16 protein-coding genes are annotated in these 19,349 nt (G+C 67.4%); 9 read left to right on the top strand and 7 right to left on the bottom strand.

Annotation, left to right across the window (positions count from 1 at the left end):
- The first annotated feature begins 51 nt into the window (after window positions 1-51).
- Window positions 52-1,518 carry an OprD family outer membrane porin gene (locus tag J8I33_RS07625; protein WP_050013492.1) on the top strand — a complete coding sequence of 489 codons (1,467 nt, stop codon included), beginning with the start codon at window positions 52-54 and terminating at the stop codon, window positions 1,516-1,518.
- Between the two features lie 55 nt (window positions 1,519-1,573).
- On the opposite strand, the gene J8I33_RS07630 is transcribed toward J8I33_RS07625, so the two are convergent.
- From J8I33_RS07630 to J8I33_RS07640, 3 genes are all read right to left on the bottom strand, one after another.
- Complete coding sequence (locus J8I33_RS07630) at window positions 1,574-2,566, bottom strand: DedA family protein/thiosulfate sulfurtransferase GlpE (RefSeq protein WP_050013368.1); 993 nt, start codon at window positions 2,564-2,566, stop codon at window positions 1,574-1,576.
- Window positions 2,567-2,721: 155 nt separating this feature from the next.
- Window positions 2,722-2,991 (bottom strand): hypothetical protein, encoded by a 270-nt coding sequence (locus J8I33_RS07635; RefSeq protein WP_050013367.1) that lies wholly within the window; start codon window positions 2,989-2,991, stop codon window positions 2,722-2,724.
- Window positions 2,992-3,260: 269 nt separating this feature from the next.
- Window positions 3,261-5,594, bottom strand: a complete 2,334-nt coding sequence (locus tag J8I33_RS07640) for a phospholipase C, phosphocholine-specific (protein ID WP_050013366.1) — start codon at window positions 5,592-5,594, stop codon at window positions 3,261-3,263.
- A 349-nt stretch (window positions 5,595-5,943) separates the two neighbouring features.
- On the opposite strand from J8I33_RS07640, the gene J8I33_RS07645 reads away from it, so the two are divergent.
- The 3 genes from J8I33_RS07645 (at window position 5,944) to J8I33_RS07655 (ending at window position 8,537) form a co-directional block, all read left to right on the top strand.
- Entirely contained in the window at window positions 5,944-6,090 is a 147-nt protein-coding gene (locus J8I33_RS07645) for a hypothetical protein (protein ID WP_235356191.1), read from the top strand.
- A gap of 99 nt (window positions 6,091-6,189) precedes the next feature.
- Window positions 6,190-6,690 (top strand): GNAT family N-acetyltransferase, encoded by a 501-nt coding sequence (locus J8I33_RS07650; protein WP_209934274.1) that lies wholly within the window; start codon window positions 6,190-6,192, stop codon window positions 6,688-6,690.
- 251 nt (window positions 6,691-6,941) lie between these two features.
- Window positions 6,942-8,537, top strand: a complete 1,596-nt coding sequence (locus J8I33_RS07655) for a thioredoxin family protein (protein ID WP_209934282.1) — start codon at window positions 6,942-6,944, stop codon at window positions 8,535-8,537.
- 39 nt (window positions 8,538-8,576) lie between these two features.
- Here the strand turns inward: J8I33_RS07655 and J8I33_RS07660 are convergent, their stop codons facing one another.
- On the bottom strand, window positions 8,577-8,828 hold the full coding sequence (locus J8I33_RS07660) for a DUF4148 domain-containing protein (RefSeq protein WP_011694888.1): 252 nt from the start codon (window positions 8,826-8,828) through the stop codon (window positions 8,577-8,579).
- Between the two features lie 341 nt (window positions 8,829-9,169).
- A complete protein-coding gene (locus tag J8I33_RS07665) occupies window positions 9,170-10,573 on the bottom strand; it encodes a GntP family permease (protein ID WP_050013360.1) in 1,404 nt (467 codons plus the stop codon).
- A 326-nt stretch (window positions 10,574-10,899) separates the two neighbouring features.
- Between J8I33_RS07665 and J8I33_RS07670 the strand changes: the two genes are divergently transcribed.
- From J8I33_RS07670 to J8I33_RS07690, 5 genes are all read left to right on the top strand, one after another.
- Window positions 10,900-12,387, top strand: a complete 1,488-nt coding sequence (locus tag J8I33_RS07670) for a sigma 54-interacting transcriptional regulator (protein ID WP_209925010.1) — start codon at window positions 10,900-10,902, stop codon at window positions 12,385-12,387.
- Window positions 12,388-12,441: 54 nt separating this feature from the next.
- The gene (locus J8I33_RS07675) at window positions 12,442-12,969 is read left to right on the top strand and encodes a BON domain-containing protein (RefSeq protein WP_050013358.1); all 528 of its coding nucleotides are present in this window, start codon (window positions 12,442-12,444) and stop codon (window positions 12,967-12,969) included.
- 61 nt (window positions 12,970-13,030) lie between these two features.
- Window positions 13,031-13,303 carry a hypothetical protein gene (locus J8I33_RS07680; RefSeq protein WP_012493616.1) on the top strand — a complete coding sequence of 91 codons (273 nt, stop codon included), beginning with the start codon at window positions 13,031-13,033 and terminating at the stop codon, window positions 13,301-13,303.
- Between the two features lie 102 nt (window positions 13,304-13,405).
- A complete protein-coding gene (locus J8I33_RS07685; RefSeq protein ID WP_124555229.1) occupies window positions 13,406-13,711 on the top strand; it encodes an H-NS histone family protein in 306 nt (101 codons plus the stop codon).
- Between the two features lie 581 nt (window positions 13,712-14,292).
- Window positions 14,293-16,650, top strand: coding sequence for a GNAT family N-acetyltransferase (locus tag J8I33_RS07690; RefSeq protein WP_209934287.1), 2,358 nt, complete (start codon window positions 14,293-14,295; stop codon window positions 16,648-16,650).
- Between the two features lie 651 nt (window positions 16,651-17,301).
- On the opposite strand, the gene J8I33_RS07695 is transcribed toward J8I33_RS07690, so the two are convergent.
- Both J8I33_RS07695 and J8I33_RS07700 read right to left on the bottom strand, forming a co-directional pair.
- Window positions 17,302-17,853, bottom strand: a complete 552-nt coding sequence (locus tag J8I33_RS07695) for a hypothetical protein (protein ID WP_050013355.1) — start codon at window positions 17,851-17,853, stop codon at window positions 17,302-17,304.
- 181 nt (window positions 17,854-18,034) lie between these two features.
- On the bottom strand, window positions 18,035-18,856 hold the full coding sequence (locus tag J8I33_RS07700) for an IclR family transcriptional regulator (RefSeq protein ID WP_050013354.1): 822 nt from the start codon (window positions 18,854-18,856) through the stop codon (window positions 18,035-18,037).
- Between the last annotated feature and the right edge of the window lie 493 nt (window positions 18,857-19,349).

Here is a 19,349-nt window from a genome sequence, read left to right on the forward strand (position 1 = left end):
GCGGATCGCAACCGGCGTGGACGATATCAACACAAGACGAGAATTATTACGATGAAAAAGCAGAAGAGGATCGGGACGGCATCGAAGATGCTGCTTGCATGGGGGCTGCCGGCGCTCGCCGGCGTCTCGCTGACGGGTGTCGCGCACGCCGACGACGCGGCGCCGCTGACGGTCGCGCAGGCCGCACCGGTCGCCGCGTCGGGCACGTCGGTTGCGCAGGCAACGACCCCGAACGCCGTGATCAACGCCGAGGCGACCCAGGCCGTCACGCCGCCCGACGAGCCGTCGGCGCAGTCGAAATCGAACGGCTTCATCGCCGACAGCCATCTCGACTTCCTGTTCCGCAACTATGCGGACGTGCTCGACAACAAGGGCGGGCCGCATCGTCATGCGTGGGTCCAGGGCGCGATGGCGAACTTCGAATCGGGCTACACGACCGGCCTGATCGGGATCGGCTTCGACGCGTCGTTGTATGCGGCGCTGAAGCTCGACGGCGGCCAAGGCGCCGGCAGCATGGTGCACATCGCGAAGGGCGGCGGTGGCGGCAACCAGCTCGCGTGGGCGTACCCGGGCATCTACGACATCAAGGCGCGCATCTCGAACACGGTGGTCAAGTACGGTCTGCAGGCCGTCGACAACCCGTTCATGGAGCAGCACGACAACCGCGCGCTGCCGCCGACGTTCCTCGGCGCGACGCTCGTCAGCAATGAATTCAAGAACGTGATGCTCGAGGCCGGCAGCTTCACGAAGACCGACGCGCGCGGCCATACGACGCTCACGAATCTGACGACGCAGTACGGCGGCACGCGCATCAATCGCCTGTCGTACGTCGGCGGCACGTGGGACTACTCGCCGAACGGCGAAGTCGCGCTGTACGCGAACCAGGCCGACGACGTGTGGCACCAGTACTACGCGTCGGTGAAGCACAGCATCGGCAGCCCGCAGACGATCAAGTGGACCGGCTTCGGCAACGTCTATTCGACGCACGACACGGGCGATGCGCTGCAGGGCAAGATCAACAACAACGCGTACAGCCTGTCGCTCGCCGCGCAGCACGGCCCGCATGAACTGCTGCTCGGCTTCCAGCACGTGCTCGGCGATCAGTTCTTCGACTACCTGAACGAAACGAACGGCATCTTCCTGACCAACTCGATGGACGTCGACTACAACGCGCCGCACGAAAAATCGCTGCAGCTGCGTTACACGTTCTACGGGAAGGAAGCGGGCCTGCCGGGCTTCAAGGCGATGGTGTGGGGCGTGACGGGCTGGGGCGCGGACGGCAGCGCGGGCGCGGCCAACGACCCGAGCAAGTCGAGCATCTACTGGAGCAACGGCGCGCCGGTGCAGGGCCGTCACCACGAGTTCGGCTTCATCCCGTCGTACACGTTCCAGAGCGGCAAGCTGAAGAACACGAAGGTCACGTTCATCGCGATGTGGCACAACGGCTCGGCACACTACTCGGACGCGACGAACACCGAGTACCGTCTGGTCGTGAACCTGCCGCTGCACGCGTTCTGATCGAACGGGGACGCACGTCCCCGGTGTCGTACGGGCCGGCCTGCGATCGGTGCGATCACGCCGGCTTGTGCCAGCCCGCCACGGAATCGTTCGCGGCGGGCATCTCTTCCACGAGCGACGTGAGCTGGCGGCCCGTATCGCGCCATGCATCGAGGCCGCCGCGCAGCGCGAGCGCATCGGTGAAGCCTGCATCGAGCAGGCGCTTCGCCATCAGCGCGGCCGTCACTTCGTTCGGGCACGAGCAATACACGACGAATTTCTGCGTGAGCGGATAGCGCGCGACGATGTCGCCGATCTGGCGTTCGTCGGCGAACTGCGCACCGGGAATCGTGAACGGGTCGAGCTTGCGATGCTCGGGCGAGCGGACGTCGAGCACTACCGGGGCGGTGGCGTCGCGCAGCAGCACGTCGAGCTCGTCGACGCCGATCCGCGCGTTCGCGAGCTGGCGGATCAGCGCACGGCGGCGCATCCACCGCACGGCCGCATAGATCGCGAGCAGCGCGACGATGACCAGCAGCACCGCGCGGCCGAGGCGGCTCGCGCCGGCGAACAGCCAGTCGATCTGCCGATAGAACACGAGGCCGGCGCCCAGCCCGACGATCGTCCACAGCGCGGCGCCGAGCGCGTCGTAGCCGGCGAACGTGCGATAGCGCGTGCCGAGCGCACCGGCCATCGGCACCGACACCAGCGACAAGCCCGGAATGAAGCGCGCGACCGCGAGCACGCGCACGCCGTAGCGGCCGAAGAAGCGTTCGGTCTTTTTCACGCAGGTATCGCGCGACAGCGACAGCCGGCAGATCGTCTTCAGCGTCGTGCCGCCGTAACGCCGCCCGGCCACGTACCAGACCGTGTCGCCGATCAGCGCGCCGAGCACGGACATCACCACGACCGTCACGAGCTGCGAGCCGATCATCGCCGGATGCATCGCGGACATCGCGCCGAACAGCACGAGCGTCGGCATTGCCGGCACCGGCAGGCCGATGGCCGCCGCGAGCACGTTGGCGAACACGAGAAGCGGCCCGTACTGGGCGACGAGGTCACGGAGCATGACGGCTGGCCGAAAAGGAAACGCGTGGGCGGGAAACGCAGATGGACCGATTATCGGCCTTTTTCAACACAGCGGCGGGAATGACGCAAAAGCGCCTGACGGCGGCAGGGGGATGTGGGTGAGCCGACGCGTTGCACGCGGCTCACCGTTCGGAATCAGGAAGGCGTGCGGGCGAGCGATGCGGCGCCGTGGTTTTCGCCGGGCAACTCGGCGCCGTGCGAGCGGATCGCCGCGATCAGTTCGGCCGGGGTGATCTCGTAGCGGACCTCGCGGTGGATGCCCGGCTTGCGTTCGTCGACCTCGATCAGCAGCACGCTCTTGCCGTCGGCCGTTGCCTCGAGCCGGAGCGAGCGCAGTTCGCGGCCGTCGGCCGCGTCGTGTTCGGTGAGCAGGGTCATTGCCCCGGATGAGCCGGTAGTGCGCATCGAACCTATCCTCGTGTCGTGGTGCCGTAGCGGCAAAGATGTCTTTGTTGAATACAGCTTGACGCAGTTTAACGCGAACGGGCCGCGACACGGAGCATTTTCGTGGGGACGAAAAGAGGGTTACACCACCGATCCTTCTGATGTTTGAGCCGCGCCGGGCGGGCGTCTGCGCCGCATCGGGCCCGGCCGGAACCGGTACCCGAACGGCGTTCGCGGCCATGCCGGCGCGGGCGGCGACACGCGCTGCGCCGCGTGTCGCCGCGGCGGTGTCAGAAGCGGTCGGCGAGTCCCATCGCCGGATCGCTGACCGAGTGGCGGCCGGTTTCCACGCGGCCGGCCACGCGGCGCGAAAAGCTCGCGTCGCTGTCGGCGGTGACGATGAAGTCGTACCAATGGCCGGTCGAGTCGAGCTTCCAGTGCAGTTCGGACTGGTCGCCGGCGTGCACCGTGACCGTCCACACGGTGCCGGCGCCATGGCCGTTGCCGTTTTCGTTGCCGTGGCCATGACCGTGGTCGGCGTTTGCGCCGCGCCCGGACAGCGGCCCATAGACCTGGTTCGACTTGACCGTGAAGCGCACCGTGCCGCCGCCGTCGTTGCGTAGCCGCAGGTGGAGGTTGCCGCTCGCGCCCGCGTAGCCGACGCGCACTTCCGGCTGCGGCGCGCGAGCGCCGGCCACGCGGCTCAGGTCGCCGGTGAAGCGCCGGTGAAAGCCGTTCGGGCCGAGCACCCACAGGTCATATTTACCGCCATCGTCGGCGCGCGCGGCCCAGTCGCCGTGCAGCTTTTTGCCCGGCTCGACGACGTAGCGCCGCGGCAGCCGGTCGAGGTGCAGCTTGTCATAGACGTGAAACACGGCGGCGGCGCGGCCGGTGTTCGCGAACTTCAGCGTGACCGTGCCGGCGCCGGCATCGGTGTGCGCGCTCGCATGCAGCTCGTACGGCAGCGCGCGCGACGGGCGCACGCCGGTGGCCTGCGCGGGCAGCGCGGGCGTGGCGGGCGGCACGATCTTCGGCGCGGCTTGCTGCGCGGCGCTCAGCGCGTCGACCTGGCTTTTCGTCGTGCGGCCCGCGAGCGTCGGCAGCGGCTCGTCGTTCGGCGTGCGGAAGTTGAACGCGCTCGTCAGGTCGCCGCACACCGCGCGGCGGTATGCGCTGATCTGCGGCTCCGCGACGCCGAAGCGCGCCTCGAGGAAGCGCAGCGTCGACGTATGGTCGAACACCTGCGAATTGACCCAGCCGCCGCGGCTCCACGGCGACACGATCCACATCGGCACGCGCGGGCCCGGGCCGTACGGACGGCCGTCGGCCGCCGGCTGGCTCGCCGTGGCCGGCGCGAAGTCGTGGTACTCGACCGCGACGTCGGCGGCCGACAGCGTATGGCCGCCCGCGAGCGTGCCGTCGGCGTTGCGCGACGGCACGGCCGGCGACGGCATGTGGTCGAAGAAGCCGTCGTTCTCGTCGTAATTGACCAGCAGCACGGTCTTGCTCCAGACCTCCGGGTTCGCCGTCAGCGCGTCGAGCACGGCCTGCACGTACCAGCCGCCCTGCGCGGGGCTCGACGGCCCCGGGTGTTCGCTGTACGCGGACGGCGGGATGATCCACGACACTTCCGGCAGCTTGCCGTTGCGGATGTCGTCGCGAAACGTTTCGAGAAAGCCGTACGGCATCGTGTTGCCGAAGCCCTTCGCGAGCGGGCTCAGCGGATCGTCGATCGTCGGGTCGTAGAACGCGCCGGCCGCCGTCACCGGCTGCGTGATGTCGGTCGACGCGACATACGCGGGCCGGCGCGCGGCCGGCATCTGCTCGATCGCCGCGCGCCAGTGGCGGAAGCTCATCATTTCGTTGCAGCCGAAGTTGTCGATCAGGCTCTGGTAGACCTTCCAGTTCACGCCGGCCTGTTGCAGCCGGTCGGCATAGGTCGTCCAGGTCCAGCCCTGGCTCGACGGGCCGATGTCGTTGCCGCCGTTGAACTGGTTGTTCAGCGCGGCGATCTTCACGCGATTGCCGTCGGCCGGGCTGATGCCGTTCGGGCCGTTGGTGCCGCTCCAGTAGAACAGGCGGTTCGCGATCGTGCCCGTGTGCATCCCGCAGTGGTAGTGGTCGCACAGCGTGAACGCATCGGCGAGCGCGCGCTGGAACGGCACTTCGGCCGCGTCGTAATAGCCCATCGACAGCGGCGTCTTCGCGTCGGGCCAGCGGTTCATCCGGCCGTGATCCCACGCGGCCTGCGAATCGGCCCACGTGTGCGGCGTGCCGCCCGCGCGCTGCGCGTTGCCCTGGCGCGCGTCGAGGTGATACGGCGTCACGGTCGCGGCGGGCGTCCCCTTCGCGTACGCCTGATAGAACACGTCGCGGCCGTTCGGCGACGGCACCGCGAAGCGGTCGCCATAGCCGCGCACGCCCTTGAACGTGCCGAAGTAGCTGTCGAACGCGCGGTTCTCCATCATCAGCAGCACGACGTGCTTGACGTCCTGGATGGTCCCCGTTTCGTGGAAGGCGGGAATGGCGAGCGCGCGGCGGATGCTCGGCGGAAATGCGGACAGCGCGGCGGCGGCGAGGCCGGAGCCGGCGGTCTGCTGAAGGAATTTGCGGCGTGACGTCATGGCGTTCGGATCCTGTGAAGGTGGGAGCGTTCGTGAGTGCGTCTTGTCGTGCCCGGGCGTCGTCCCGCCCCGGGACGATCGCCGATGCGTGCGCGTTCGGTGCGTCGGCCGCGCGTCGCGGTGGTGCGCGCGTTGCGCCCGACACGCGACGCCCGGCATCCGACGTCGCGCCGATGCGGCGGCCTCGTCGTCGCGGTCCCGTGCGCCGCGCGCTCGTGATGCGCGGGGCAGGTGTCGGCACGCACCGGCCCGGCGCATGCCGGGCTCGGGCGGCGCCCAGTCTAGGGAGGCGACATGACGTCGACGTGATGAAGAAATGACATCGCATGTCGCGCACGTGACGTTGTGCATGCAACGATTCGTTCAAGCGCGATGCGAGGCTGAAGAAGGTAAGAAATTACCGATCGCCGCCGGTGTGACCGGTCAGAATTTTCCGGATTTCGCGACGATGGCGCGCGCGTTTCGTTGTGGATGCAACGTGATGGGCGCCGCGTGACCTCCGTGTTTCAAATGCATGAAATCGGCTAAGCTCGTTGCGTTGCTGCGCGGTTGTGCAGCCTGCGCCTTGGCGCGACTTTTCGGAACCGGCCCACCCATGACCGATATCAGAATCCGGCACTGCGAGACGCACGACGTCGACGCGATCCGGCAGATCGCCGCGCATCCCGCGGTGTACATGAATACGTTGCAGCGGCCGTTTCCGTCGCTCGAAAAATGGCAGAAGCGGCTCGACAACCTGCGCGAGCACGGCGTGAGCCTCGTTGCCGAAATCGACCGTACGGTGGTTGGCCATCTCGGCCTGCATCCCGAGCCGAATCCGCGTCGGCGCCACGCGGCGGCGCTCGGCATGATGGTCGACGCGGCCCGTCACGGGCGCGGCATCGGCGGCCGGCTGCTCGCGGCCGCGATCGATCTCGCGGAGAACTGGCTGAACGTCACGCGTCTCGAGTTGACCGTGTTCACCGACAACCGCGCGGCGATAGCGCTCTACGAGAAACACGGTTTCCGCATCGAAGGCGAATCGCCGGATTACGCGTTGCGCGACGGCGTGCATGCGTCCGTGTATCACATGGCGCGGATCAAGGCGCGGCAATGAAAGGCCGGCCGTCGCGGACGTGACGGCACACGCCGCCGCGCGTCATATCCAATCGAGAATTCGTTCGTTTTCCTTCGGCTGTACCCGTCGTATCGTCGAACGATTTGCCGGTCTCTGCGGCTGGCTTCGCTTTTCCGTATCGATGCATGCGCGGCGCTGCGCGTCGGCCGGCCTCATCGTCATCGCTTCACGGCCCTCGTTGCGTGCGCGGCATCGCCCCGAAACCGTCTTTTTCAACGGAACCCGCTTCGATGAAAACCGTTCTCCGCAGTCTCACCGCCGCCTGCGTGTTCGCTGCCGCCAGCGCGGCGCTTGCCGCCGCCACGCCCGTCGGCGCCCCGGCGGCGAGCGCATCGTCCGACGGTGCGCATCTGCCGCCCGGCATCGCGTGGCAACACGGCGACGTCGACGCCGCGTTCGCGCTCGCGAAGCGCGAGGGCAAGCCGCTGCTGCTGTACTGGGGCGCGGTGTGGTGCCCGTCGTGCAACCAGGTGAAGTCGACGATCTTCAGCCAGCAGGCATTCAAGACGCGTTCGTCGTTCTTCGTGCCCGTGTACCTCGACGGCGATACCGAAAGCGCGCAGAAGCTCGGCGAGCGTTTCAAGGTGCACGGCTATCCGACGATGATCCTGTTCCGTCCCGACGGCACCGAAGTGACGCGGCTGCCCGGCGAAGCCGATCTCGACCGCTACATGCAGGCGCTGTCGCTCGGGATGACGGCCGCACATCCGGTGCGGCAGACGCTCGCGACCGCGCTGAAGAACGGCGCGGCGCTGACGCCGGACGAATGGCGCCTGCTGGCCGACTATTCATGGGATACGGACGGCGCGCTGCCGGTGCCGGCCGATCGTGTCGCGCAGACGCTGCAGTCGCTCGCGCAACGCGCGCGGGCGGCGGGTGCGAAAGCCGAATCGGCGCGCTTCGCGCTGAAGTCGGCGGTGGTCGCCGCGTCGGACGACCCGACGCAGGCCGGCGCGCTCGACAAGGCCGCGCTCGCCGATTCGCTGCGCACGGTGCTGCACGATCCCGCGCTGTCGCGGGCCGATTCGGACGTGCTGGTCGCGGCGCCCGCGCGCGTGGTCGCGTATCTCGGCCGCGACGACGCGCAGCGCACGAAGTTGCGCGGCGCGTACGACACGGCGCTCGCGCGCCTGTCGACCGACACCACGCTGTCGTCGATCGACCGGCTGATGGCGCTGCACGGCCGCGTGCTGCTCGCGCGCGGCGACGCGCGCAACGGCGCACCGCTCGCTGCGCCGGCGCTGGCCGACACCGCGCGCAAGCAGATCGCCGCGTCGGTGCAGGGCGCGGCGAACGCGTACGAGCGGCAGGCGCTCGTCAGCGAAGGCGCGGACACGCTGACCGACGCGGGGCTGTACGACGAATCGGATGTGTTGCTGAAGGCCGAGCTGCCGCGTTCGTCCACGCCGTACTACTTCATGTCGGGACTCGCCGCGAACGCGAAGGCGCGCGGCGACAAGGCGGCCGCGCTCGACTGGTATCGCAAGGCGTACGACGCGGCGAGCGGGCCGGCGACGAAGCTGCGCTGGGGCGCGACTTACTTTGCGAACGCGGTTGAGCTGGCGCCGAACGATTCCGCGCGCATCGAAGGGATCGCGGCCAGTGTGCTTGCGCAGGCCGACAAGACCCGGGATGCGTTCTACGGCGCGAACCTGCGTGCGTTGACCAAGGTCGTCACGCAGTTGAATCGCTGGCGCGGCAGCGGCGCGCACGATGCGTCGGTCAGGACGGTCGTCAAGCAGTTCGACGGCGTATGCGGGAAGCTGCCTGCCGGCGATCCGCAGGCGGCGGCGTGCGCGAAGCTGATCCAGCCCGTGAAGGCGTAACGACGCGCGGGGGCATCGTCGAGCGGGCCGGGGGATTCGTTACCGGCCCGATTCCGACGACGCGCCGCGATCGCTGCCGTATCCGGCGTCGTGCTCGCGGGCGATCTTCGCTTCGGCCGATACGATGCTGGCCGGATAGAACCAGTCGCTCGACTGGAAGCCGGCCTGCTTGAGCGCCTTGACTTCGGCGTGGACCTGCGCGCGCGTGAGCGGCTGGTTCGACTGCGCTTGTGCGGCGAACGGGGCCGAGACGGCCAGGGCGATGGCAACGGCTTGGATCAGGCGCTTCATGATCGGGACCTCCACGATTCCGGTGAATCGCGGCGCTTCGTTCGTCGAAGCGCCGTGCGACGTTGAAACCAGTGTAGGCCGCGGCCGGCGCGCGAAAAATGCGATCGCGCCCAACGCAGTGTTTTGCTGCGGGTAACAATGGGCGCGTGAGGGGCGAGGCTGTGCAATGGCCCGGGCGGCCGCCACGCGCGTGCAAGCGCTGCGGCGTGGATCTGGCCTGATTCGACGGGCAGAAAATGAAATCGGACCGGATGCGCATTTCGGAATCCGTTCCGGTGCGCATGCGGTCCGATCTTGGAAGACGGGAAGGCGGCGCATGAAGCGCCGCCCGATGCCGACGCTTACACGAGCCCCGTCGCGTAGTACACGGCGATCACGAAGAACACCGCGAGCGTCTTGATGATGGTGACCGCGAAAATGTCGCGATACGACTCGCGGTGCGTGAGGCCCGTGACCGCGAGCAGCGTGATGACCGCGCCGTTGTGCGGCAGCGTGTCCATGCCGCCGCTCGCCATCGCGACGACCCGGTGCAGCACGTCCATCGGGATGTTGGCCGCCTGCGCGCCCTTGATGAACAGGTCCGACATCGCGGCGAGCGCGATGCTCATGCCGCCCGATGCCGAGCCCGTGATACCCGCGAGCGAGCTGACCGACACGGCTGCGTTGACGAGCGGGTTCGGGATGCTCTTCAGCGCGTCGCTGACGACGAGGAAGCCCGGCAGCGCGGCGATCACGCCGCCGAAGCCGTATTCCGACGCGGTGTTCATTGCGGCGAGCAGCGCGCCGGCGACGGCGGCCTTCGAGCCGGCCGCGAAACGGCCGCTGACGCGCTTGAACGCGGTCAGCACGACCAGCACGATACCGAGCAGCAGCGCGGCCTCGACCGACCAGATCGCGACGACCGTCTTGATCGACGTGGTGACCGGCGCGTGCACGCCCGGCAGCACTTCCGGCGCGACCGTGTACGACGCGGCGCCGTACCACTGCGGGATCAGCTTCGTGAACGCGAAGTTCGACACGCCGACGAGGATCAGCGGCAGGATCGCCAGCGCGGGATGCGGCAGCGCCTTCGCCTCGACGCGCTCAGGCTCGTTGACGAGCGACGTGCCGTAGCCTTCGCCCTTTGCCATCGCCGAACGGCGGCGCCATTCGAGATAGGTGAGACCGACGACGATGATGAACAGCGAGCCGATCGTGCCCAGCGCGGGCGCGGCCCACGCGGTCGTCTTGAAGAACGTGGTCGGGATGATGTTCTGGATCTGCGGCGTGCCGGGCAGCGAATCCATCGTGAACGAGAACGCGCCGAGCGCGATCGCGCCGGGCATCAGCCGTTTCGGGATGTTGCTCTGGCGATAGAGTTCGGCCGCGAACGGATAGACCGCGAACACCACGACGAACAGCGAGACGCCGCCATAGGTGAGCAGCGCGCACACCGCGACGATCACCGCATTCGCGCGCGAGCGGCCGATGTAGCGGATCGCCGCGTGGACGATCGACTCGGAGAACCCGGACAGTTCGATCACCTTGCCGAACACGGCGCCGAGCATGAAGACAGGGAAATACAGTTTGACGAAGCCGACCATCTTCTCCATGAAGATGCCGGAGAAGACCGGTGCGACGGCGGCGGGTTCGGTCAGGAGCACCGCGCCGAGCGCGGCGATCGGCGCGAACAGGATCACGCTGTAGCCGCGATACGCGGCGAACATCAGGAACGCCAGCGCGGCGAGGACGATCACGAAAGACAAGGGAGTCTCCTAAAAGCTTGGAATGGCTTTGGTTGTTGTTCGATCGCGCGATGCGCCGCGGACCAACTCAGGTTCGTGCAGGTTTCGTGCCATCGGCCGGATTGCGCCGCCGGACATGGGTCCGCCGGCGGCCGGCGGGCCCGCGCCGGTCCAAGTCTGACGATTCTACATAAAACGTCTCCATCTGGAGACGTTTCGGCCATCCGGCCAACCCTCGACATCGTGCAGGGCTTTCCCGGAAAACGCGTTGCGGTGTGTCTCCGGAGTGAGATAATCCGTCCCGTTCCGGAGACAGCCGGCCGACGATATACGGAGACGACGACACGATGATGAACGACTGGGCCCGCCTGCCCGTCAACTACGGCGACGTGCTGCGGCGCGCCGCCGAGTCGCTGTTCCGGACCTTCGAGGATTCGAGTGCGGGCACGGTGGTCGTCGATCGCGACGCGCGCGTCGTGTGGATGAACGAGCGTTACGCGGCGCGCTTCGGTTTCGCCGATCCGCAGCAGGCCGTCGGCCTCGACTGCGAGGCCGTGATCCCGAACAGCCTGATGCGCGAGGTCGTATCGACCGGCCAGCCGATCCTGCTCGACATCATGGAGACGGGCCGCGAGCCGCTCGTCGTCACGCGCCTGCCGTTGAAGAACGAGGCCGGCGAGACGGTCGGCGCGATCGGCTTCGCGCTGTTCGATCAGTTGAAGACGCTCACGCCGATTTTTTCCCGCTATGCGCAGCTTCAGCAGCAACTGATCGCGACGCAGCGCTCGCTCGCGCAGGCGCGCCGCGCGAAATACACGTTCGCGAGCTTCGTCGGCACGAGTGCCGCGAGCCTCGAGACCAAGCGCCAGGCGCGCCGCGCGGCGCAGGTCGATTCGCCGGTGCTGCTGCTTGGCGAGACGGGCACCGGCAAGGAACTGCTCGCCCACGCGATTCACGCGGCGTCGGCACGTGCGCTCCAGCCGCTCGTGACCGTCAACGTCGCCGCGATCCCCGACACGCTGCTCGAAACCGAATTCTTCGGCGCGGCGCCCGGCGCGTACACCGGCGCCGATCGCAAGGGCCGCGTCGGCAAGTTCGAGCTGGCCGATCGCGGCACGCTGTTTCTCGACGAGATCGGCGACATGCCGCTGCCGTTGCAGGGCAAGCTGCTGCGCGTGCTGCAGGACAAGGAGTTCGAGCCGGTCGGCTCGAACCGGATCGTGCGCGCGGACGTGCGCATCATCGCCGCCACGTCGGCCGACCTGCCGGCGCTCGTGGCGGCCGGGCGTTTTCGCGCGGATCTCTATTACCGGCTGAACGTGCTGACGATCCATGCGCCGCCGCTGCGCGAACGCGCATCCGACATCGCGGCGCTCGTCTACGCGACGCTCGAGGAACTGGCCGCGCAGCACGGGCGCGCCGCCCACTGCGAGCTGACCGACGATGCGCTGCGGATGCTGTGCGCGTATCCGTGGCCCGGCAACGTGCGCGAGTTGCGCAATACGCTCGAGCGCGCGCTGATGCTGTCCGACCGTTCGGTGATCGATGCGCGCGCGCTCGCGCCGTTTCTCGGGCCGGTGCGCATCTCGGCGGACGGCGCGGCGCCAACGCAGCGGGTTGCCGCGGTGCCGGCCGAGCAGCGTGCGGGCGATGCGTCGACGGCCTCCGGGGCGCCGGCCGCTTCGTATGCCGATGCACTGGCGGCGTGGGAGCGCCAGTTCCTGAGCGATGCGCTGGCGGCTTGTGACGGCAAGGTCATTGAAGCGGCCGCGCGCATCGGCATCGGCCGCGCGACGCTGTACAAGAAACTGGCCGCGCTCGGTATTGGCCGTTAGGCCGTTCGGCGACGCCGATGCGGCCCGATGTAACGCATCGAACAGGAGGTCACGATGAAGCGGATCGGCTTCGCAGGGTGGTTGACCCTGTTGCTGGCGAGTGCCGCGCTCGCGCAGTCGGGCGATGCCGACGCGCCCGACGCGCGGCGCAACTGGTACAACGATCCGTTCGTCGCGCTGTCGCAGGACGTCGCCGAATGCCCGTTGCCGCTCGGCCCGTGGATGACGCGCGCCGAGATGACGGACGATGCGCACTACCGCGCCGAGCGCGGCACGACCTGCTGGCTCGCCCATCGCTGCACGAAGCCGAACTCGTATATGTATGACGCGTCGATCGCCGATGCGGCGAAGGCGCACTTCGCCGGCTCCGATCGCCTGCGCGGCACGAGCCTGTGGATCACCGTGCAGCGACGTTTCATCTACGTCGAAGGATGCGCGGATACGACGCTCGATCGCCACGCGCTGCAACGCGAATTCGAGGCGCTTCCGGACGTCGAGCAGGTTTTCGTTCGCATCACCGACGATCCGCGCAAGCGCTTGCCGTACAAGGCGCGCGGCCAACCCGACCGCGCGCCGGACTGACGGCCGAAGGGCAGCCCATGGCATACTCGCGACATTCAAAAAAAGGTTGACGGGAAGAATAATGAAACACATGCTTGCGTCGGTCTGTCGGTGGCCTCGGGCGGCCGTGATGTTGGCTCTGGTTGCAGGGCTCGGCGGGTGCGGCGGCGGTGCTCCGCTGTTCACGTCGGATGGGCGCCCGACCACTCAGGTGCAATGCACCGGCAGCGACTGGAGCAATTGCACGGACAATGCCCGGGCCATGTGCAACGGGGATTTCGACGTGATCCAGCAATCCACGGATGACGCCGTGCGAAACCTTCTCTTCGCATGCAAGAAGAAAAGCGGTTATTGATCCCGAAATGACCGGCTGAGGAGACACGATCGGGCAAAGCGCTTTTCCGTTTGCTTTGAGTCACTTGTTTTTCACGAATAACACTCATGGAGTCCCATCCATATGGCGACCTACAGGCAACTGAGCGCGCAGCTCGAACGGCTTCAGCAAAAGATCGACAAGGAACGTGAAAAGGCGATTGCCGACGCGATTGCGCATATCCGCGCGAAAATCGACGAATACGACATTACGCCCGAAGAGCTCGGTTTTCGCCCGGCAGGATCGGCCGCCGCCAATGCCGCCGCGAAGCCCAAGCGCACCTTGCCGCCGAAGTACCTGAACCCGAAGACGGGCGAAACGTGGAGTGGCCGCGGGCGGGCGCCGGCATGGCTCGGCAAGAACCGCGGACGTTTCCTGATCAAGGACTGACTCCCGGAAATCCTCACCTTTCGTGTGCCGACTGACGGTGCGAACGGCCATGCGGCCTTCGCGCCGTTTTGTTTTCGCGCAATCGTCACGCGATTTTCCCCGACGAATTGAAGTGCAATGCCGCGCAATTAACAGATCCCGTTTTGCGAATTCGCCGCGATCCGGCTGCATGTTGCCGGTAATTCCCGTAAACAACCGCGTAATGGCGCAATGCATGCGCATTGGCATGTGCGATTTTCGCGGTGCATGCATCACGCGGATTTTCATCACCTTTCGCATGCGGATGCGGTGTGTCGTGCGATTCCCGAAGATACTCACCATGGCTCCTGTAAATCCTCACCTTTGAGAAAACGGCTGCAGCGTCGTGCCGCGTGGCGTGCCTCGTGCATGCGGCGCTACGATGCCGGGCCGTATGTGTTGCAGGTCCATGGTGCGGGCGTTGACACCCGTCGAATAGTCGGCCGTTCGGCATATAGGCAGTCGCAAGCGGTTCGCCTATGCTTGGGGTTCGCGTCGATCGGCGCACGGCCTGCCCGGCCGCATGCCGATCGTGTCGTCTTTCGTCACCGCAGGGAGCCGATGTGACCGTTCGCCATCTCGATGCGTTGTTCCAGCCCAAGTCCGTTGCGGTCGTCGGCGCGTCGTCACGCGCCGGCAGTATCGGCGCGATGGTGTGGTCGCGTGTGCTCGACGGCGCGTTCCAGGGGCCTGTGTGGCCGGTCAATCCGAAATATCGCGAGCTCGACGGGCATGCGGTCGTCTCCGATGTCGACCGGCTGCCCACGCCGCCGTCGGTTGCCGTGATCTGCACGCCGCCCGCGACCTGGGCCGGCATCGTGCGCAAGCTCGGCGAACTCGGCACGCGCGTCGCGGTGATCGTCGGCGACGCGCGCACCGATGCCGATCGCGTCGCGGTCGATCGCACGCTGAAGGCGGCGAAGCCGTTCGTGCTCCGTATCGTCGGGCCCGGCAGCCTCGGCGTGTTGTCGCCTGCGCGGCATGCGCATTTCGGCGCGCCTGCCTATACGGCGCGATCGGGCGGCGTCGCGTGGGTGTCGCAATCGAACGCGCTGACGAACGCGGTGCTCGGCTGGGCCGATGCGCGCGGCCTCGGCTTTTCGCACGTCGTCGCGCTCGGTAGTGAAGCCGATGTCGATGCGGGCGACGTCCTCGACTATCTGGCAAGCGATCCCGGCACGCGCGCGATCCTGCTCGAACTCGATACCGTGCGCGCGGCGCGCAAGTTCATGTCGGCGGCGCGGGCGGCCGCACGTAACAAGCCGGTACTCGCGTTGCGCACCGGCCGTGCCGATCCCGGCGACGCGCTGTACACGGCGGCATTCCAGCGCGCGGGCATGGTGCGCGTCGATGCGCTCGACGATCTGCTCGACGAAATCGAGACGCTCGGCGTCGGCCGCGTCACCGCGCGGGGCGCGGCGACGCTCGTGACGAGCGATGCGGGCGTGGCGAAACTGGCGGTCGATGCGGTGGCCGACGTGCGCGACGTGCTGACCGACTGGTCGCCCGCGGCAACGTCGGCCGTCGCGGCCGCGCTGCCGCATCTCGCGGCGCCCGGCAATCCGCTCGCGCTGGGCGACGATGCGCGCCCCGAGCACTTTGCCGCGGCGATCAAGGCGCTCGCCCCGTTTCCGCAGACGGGCACGCTGTTCGTCGTTCATTCCACTTCGCACAGCGCGCCGGCCGAGTCGGTCGCGCGCACGCTGATCGATTCGCGGCAGTACGCGCATCGCGGCATCCTCGCGTGTTTCTTCGGCGCGGTCGACGCGGCGACGCGCGATGCGCTGCACGCGAACGGCATTCCGGTGCACACGACGCCGCAGCGGCTCGCACGCGCGTATGCGCGTCTCGTCGACTACAACCTCGGGCGCCAGTTGCTGATGCAGACGCCGGAGGGCACGCCGCTGCAGCCGGCCGAGTGCGTGGCGTCCGCCCAGGCCGATGCGCGCCGGCTGGTCGAAGCCGGTCAGCATGAACTGGCCGGCGAGGGCGCGCTGCACTGGCTGTCCCGTTTCGGTCTGCAGGGCGAGCAGCCCGACGAACCGGCCGGCAAGAAGGTCGTCGATATCGCGGTCGACATGTACGACGATTCGAACTTCGGTCCGGTGTTTCGCTATGCCGTGCCACCGGCCGATGGCGTATCGGCACCGTTTGTCGTCTACGGCCTGCCGCCGCTGAACACGGTGCTCGCCCGCGCGGTGATGGAGCGCTCGCCGTATGCGCGCAGCACGCGTGTCGAGCCGACGCTCGACGCGCTGACGGCCCTGTCGCAGGTCGTCTGCGACGTGCGCGAAGTCGTCGCGATGTCGGTCACGCTGCGCGTGCTGTCCGACCGCGCCTGGGTGATCGCGCCGCGCATCACGCTTGCCTCGGGGCGCAGCCGGCTCGCGATCATGCCGTATCCGCGACACCTCGAGCAGACGCTCGAGTGGCGTGGCGAGACGGTGACGATCCGTCCGATCCGTCCGGAGGACGAGGCCGCCCACAACGAACTGCTCGGTGCGATGACGCCGGAAGATCTGCGGATGCGTTTCTTCGGCGCGGTGCGCAGCTTCGATCATTCGCAGGTGGCGCGCATGACGCAGATCGACTACGACCGCGAAATGGCGTTCATCGTGTCGTTCACCGATATGTCCGGGTGCGACCACACGCTCGCGGTGGTGCGTGCGGTCGCCGATCCCGACAACGAGACGGCGGAGTTCGCGATCGCGGTGCGACCCGATCAAAAGGGCAAGGGGCTCGGCCGGTTGTTGATGACTCGCATCATCGATTACGCACGCTCGCGCGGCACCGCGTGGATGGTCGGCGAGGCGCTGCGCGAGAATTCGGCGATGATCTCGCTCGCGAAAGCGTGCGGGTTTGCGGTGTCGACGACGGAGGAGCCCGGCGTCGTGGGTTTCAGGATGAAGTTACAGCCGTAGGCGTCGGTCCGTGGTTCGACGCCGAGGGCAGCGCATGGCGCCGATGCTGCAATGTGTCGCCATGCTGCGAATTCAATCAGGAATGCAAATAACTCCAAATCAATCTGTGCGGTGAAACGTCTGCCAACATGTCGGATCTGTCGATCGCGGCGATATCGCGCCGCACGCACGGTGTCCGGAGACGCATGCAGTGGGCTGCGATGGCCACCTTCCGCAGCCGTTTCGAGCGACGTGCATGTCCATGTTCGTGGCCGTATTCCGGCCTCGCCAATTCAAGGCCATCAGCAAGGTGAGACTTTTCGGGAGCAGCGAGTGAGCTTTTCCGGGACAGCGTGGTGAGCCGATACGGGAGCGTTCGGTGAGCCTTCCCGGGAACGGCCGGTGAGCACCTGCGGGAGAGGCCGGTGAGTCTTTTCGGGACGTGTCGGTGAGCCCTTGCGGGAGCGATCGGTGAGGACGTTCGGGAGACGTCAGCGAGCGTCTCAGGGGCCTTGGGTGAGACTTTTCGGGAGGCCGCGGTGAGTGCTTGCGGGATGCCGAGGTGAGCTTTTACGGGAGCATGCGAACGCACGGCTCCCGTGGGCGTGGCGCCGGCCCATGCCGGCGCGACACGCGGGTGCGGGCACGCAGGAACCGTGCCCGCGGTCACATTCACGCAGCGAGTTTCGACGCCGCGTCGTTCACCTGGTCGCGCGAAATCGCGAGTTCCTCGAGGTGCGGATCGGCGTAGACCGCGCCGGTTTCGCGCTCGAGGCGGGCGATCGTCAGCGCACAGCGCGCGGTGTCTTTCGGCATCGCGATGAAGCGCTTGACCGACTCGCCGGCCGTGAACGCGTCGAACAGTGCGCCGCGCACGTCGTCCGGAAGCGTCTTGGTCCACTGGTACGGCTTGCCGTTGAACGTGATCGACGGCGGCAGCGTGCGTTCCTTCTTGGTCGCCGTGATGAGCCCGTAGGTGCGCGCCGCGTCGCCGATCTGCTCGGGCGAGAAGAGTTCGTCAGGCGTGATGCCGAACTGCTCGATGTAGTTCTCGATCGCCTGCATCGCGGCGGCACGATCGTCGCGCTTCTTCTGCGCGCGCGCGACGATATCGCGCAGCTCGTCCGCTTCCTCGGGCGTGATCGTGAAGCTTGCCTGCTTCTGCTGAAGTTCGGAGAAACGCTGGAATTCTTGATCGTTCAGAAGTTTGGCCATGACATCCATCGGACACGACGGCCGCGACAACCGGCCGCCGTAGTTTTTGAGAGGGCCGCTATTCTAGCGTAGCGCCGCGGGCGCCCGATGCGGCATCGCGCATCGGGCGTCGCACGGGCATCGTGGATGCGGGACCGGAACCGGCGCCGCTGCGCCGCGGCCTGTGCGCGTTGCCTGGAACCCGCGCGTGTCAGCAGGTCTCCGTGCGGCACATCGACAGACGGGCGGCCGTGCCGCGCAGTGCGTCGACGACCACGTCGACGGACGGCGCGAGGTGCGCATCGATCCGGCGCATGTACGGGCACGTCAGCACCGCGATCGCATGGCCGGCCGGCCCGAGGATCGGCACGGTCAGGTCGGTCACGCCGTACGCCTGGCGGCTGTCCTGGCGCAGATAGCCGGACTGCCGGATCGACTGGCACGCGTTCGCGAGTTCCTGCTCGTTCAGCGGCGCTTCGCCCTTCACCTTGCGATGCTCGGCCAGCATGTGCGCGCGTTGCTCGGCGCTCTGGAACGCCAGCATCATGCGCCCCGACGCCGTGTCGGCGAGGCCGACGCGCGAGCCGAGCCGGACCGACACGCCCCACGGGCCGGGCCCGTCCACTTGCGCGATCACGAGCAGGTTGCCGCGATCGTAGACGGACAGGTGGCACGACTGCTCGGCGGCATCGGCGAAGCGCTGCATCGGCGGCAGCGCCTCGGCGATCAGCCGGTTCATCGGCGGATGCCGGTGCGCAAGCGCGAACAGCTTGAGGCTGAGCGTGTAGCGATCGCCGCCGGTCGAACGCATCACGTAGCGGCGCGCGACGAGGCGTTCGAGCATCCGGTAGATTTCGCTCGCATTGCGGCCGAGTTCCTTCGTGATTTCGGTGCGGGTGAGTCCTTCCTTCTGCTCGGACAGGAGTTCGAGAATGTCGAGGCCCTTGTCGAGCGCGGGTGCGCGATAGCGATCAAGAGCGGCCATCGATTCCCGTGCGTCGCAGCCGGGAAGCGGGTCGTTGGTTGTCTGCATTGTCGATGTGAAGTTGGGGGATTACCGTCGATCGGTGGGCGACGCACGCTGGCCGGTTCTGCTCCGCGTATGGCAATGAAAGCCGTCCGTACGAGCTTAGCAATAAACATACAGTGTGCAATGCAGCGTCTTTTTACCGATCATTACCCGACAAGAACGGATGGGCAAACGTTTTCGATGACAGGGGCACCCCGAATAGCCAGTATTCATGCCTCGATGGCAGGCGCGCCTGCGCATGACGGCCGGTCGATCAACGTGGGCGCGGCGCGTGTTGCGAAGCAGCTTCGGCAGTCGCACCAATAGTCGGTATCCGTCGCGTGTCATTTCACGGCGCGCGACCGGTGGTACAAAGGCTTGCGGGCCAGCGACGGCGCGGCCGCGCGTGCAGCCGGCCGGCATGGGCCGGCACGCGTCGCGGATGCCGGGCCGTCGTCGCCGATGCGCAGACCGGCGGCCGCCCGTTCGATGCGTGCCGTACTGCAGTACGGCGCCA

It is taken from the genome of Burkholderia sp. AcTa6-5 (assembly GCF_017815075.1).
Classification (GTDB): domain Bacteria; phylum Pseudomonadota; class Gammaproteobacteria; order Burkholderiales; family Burkholderiaceae; genus Burkholderia; species Burkholderia sola.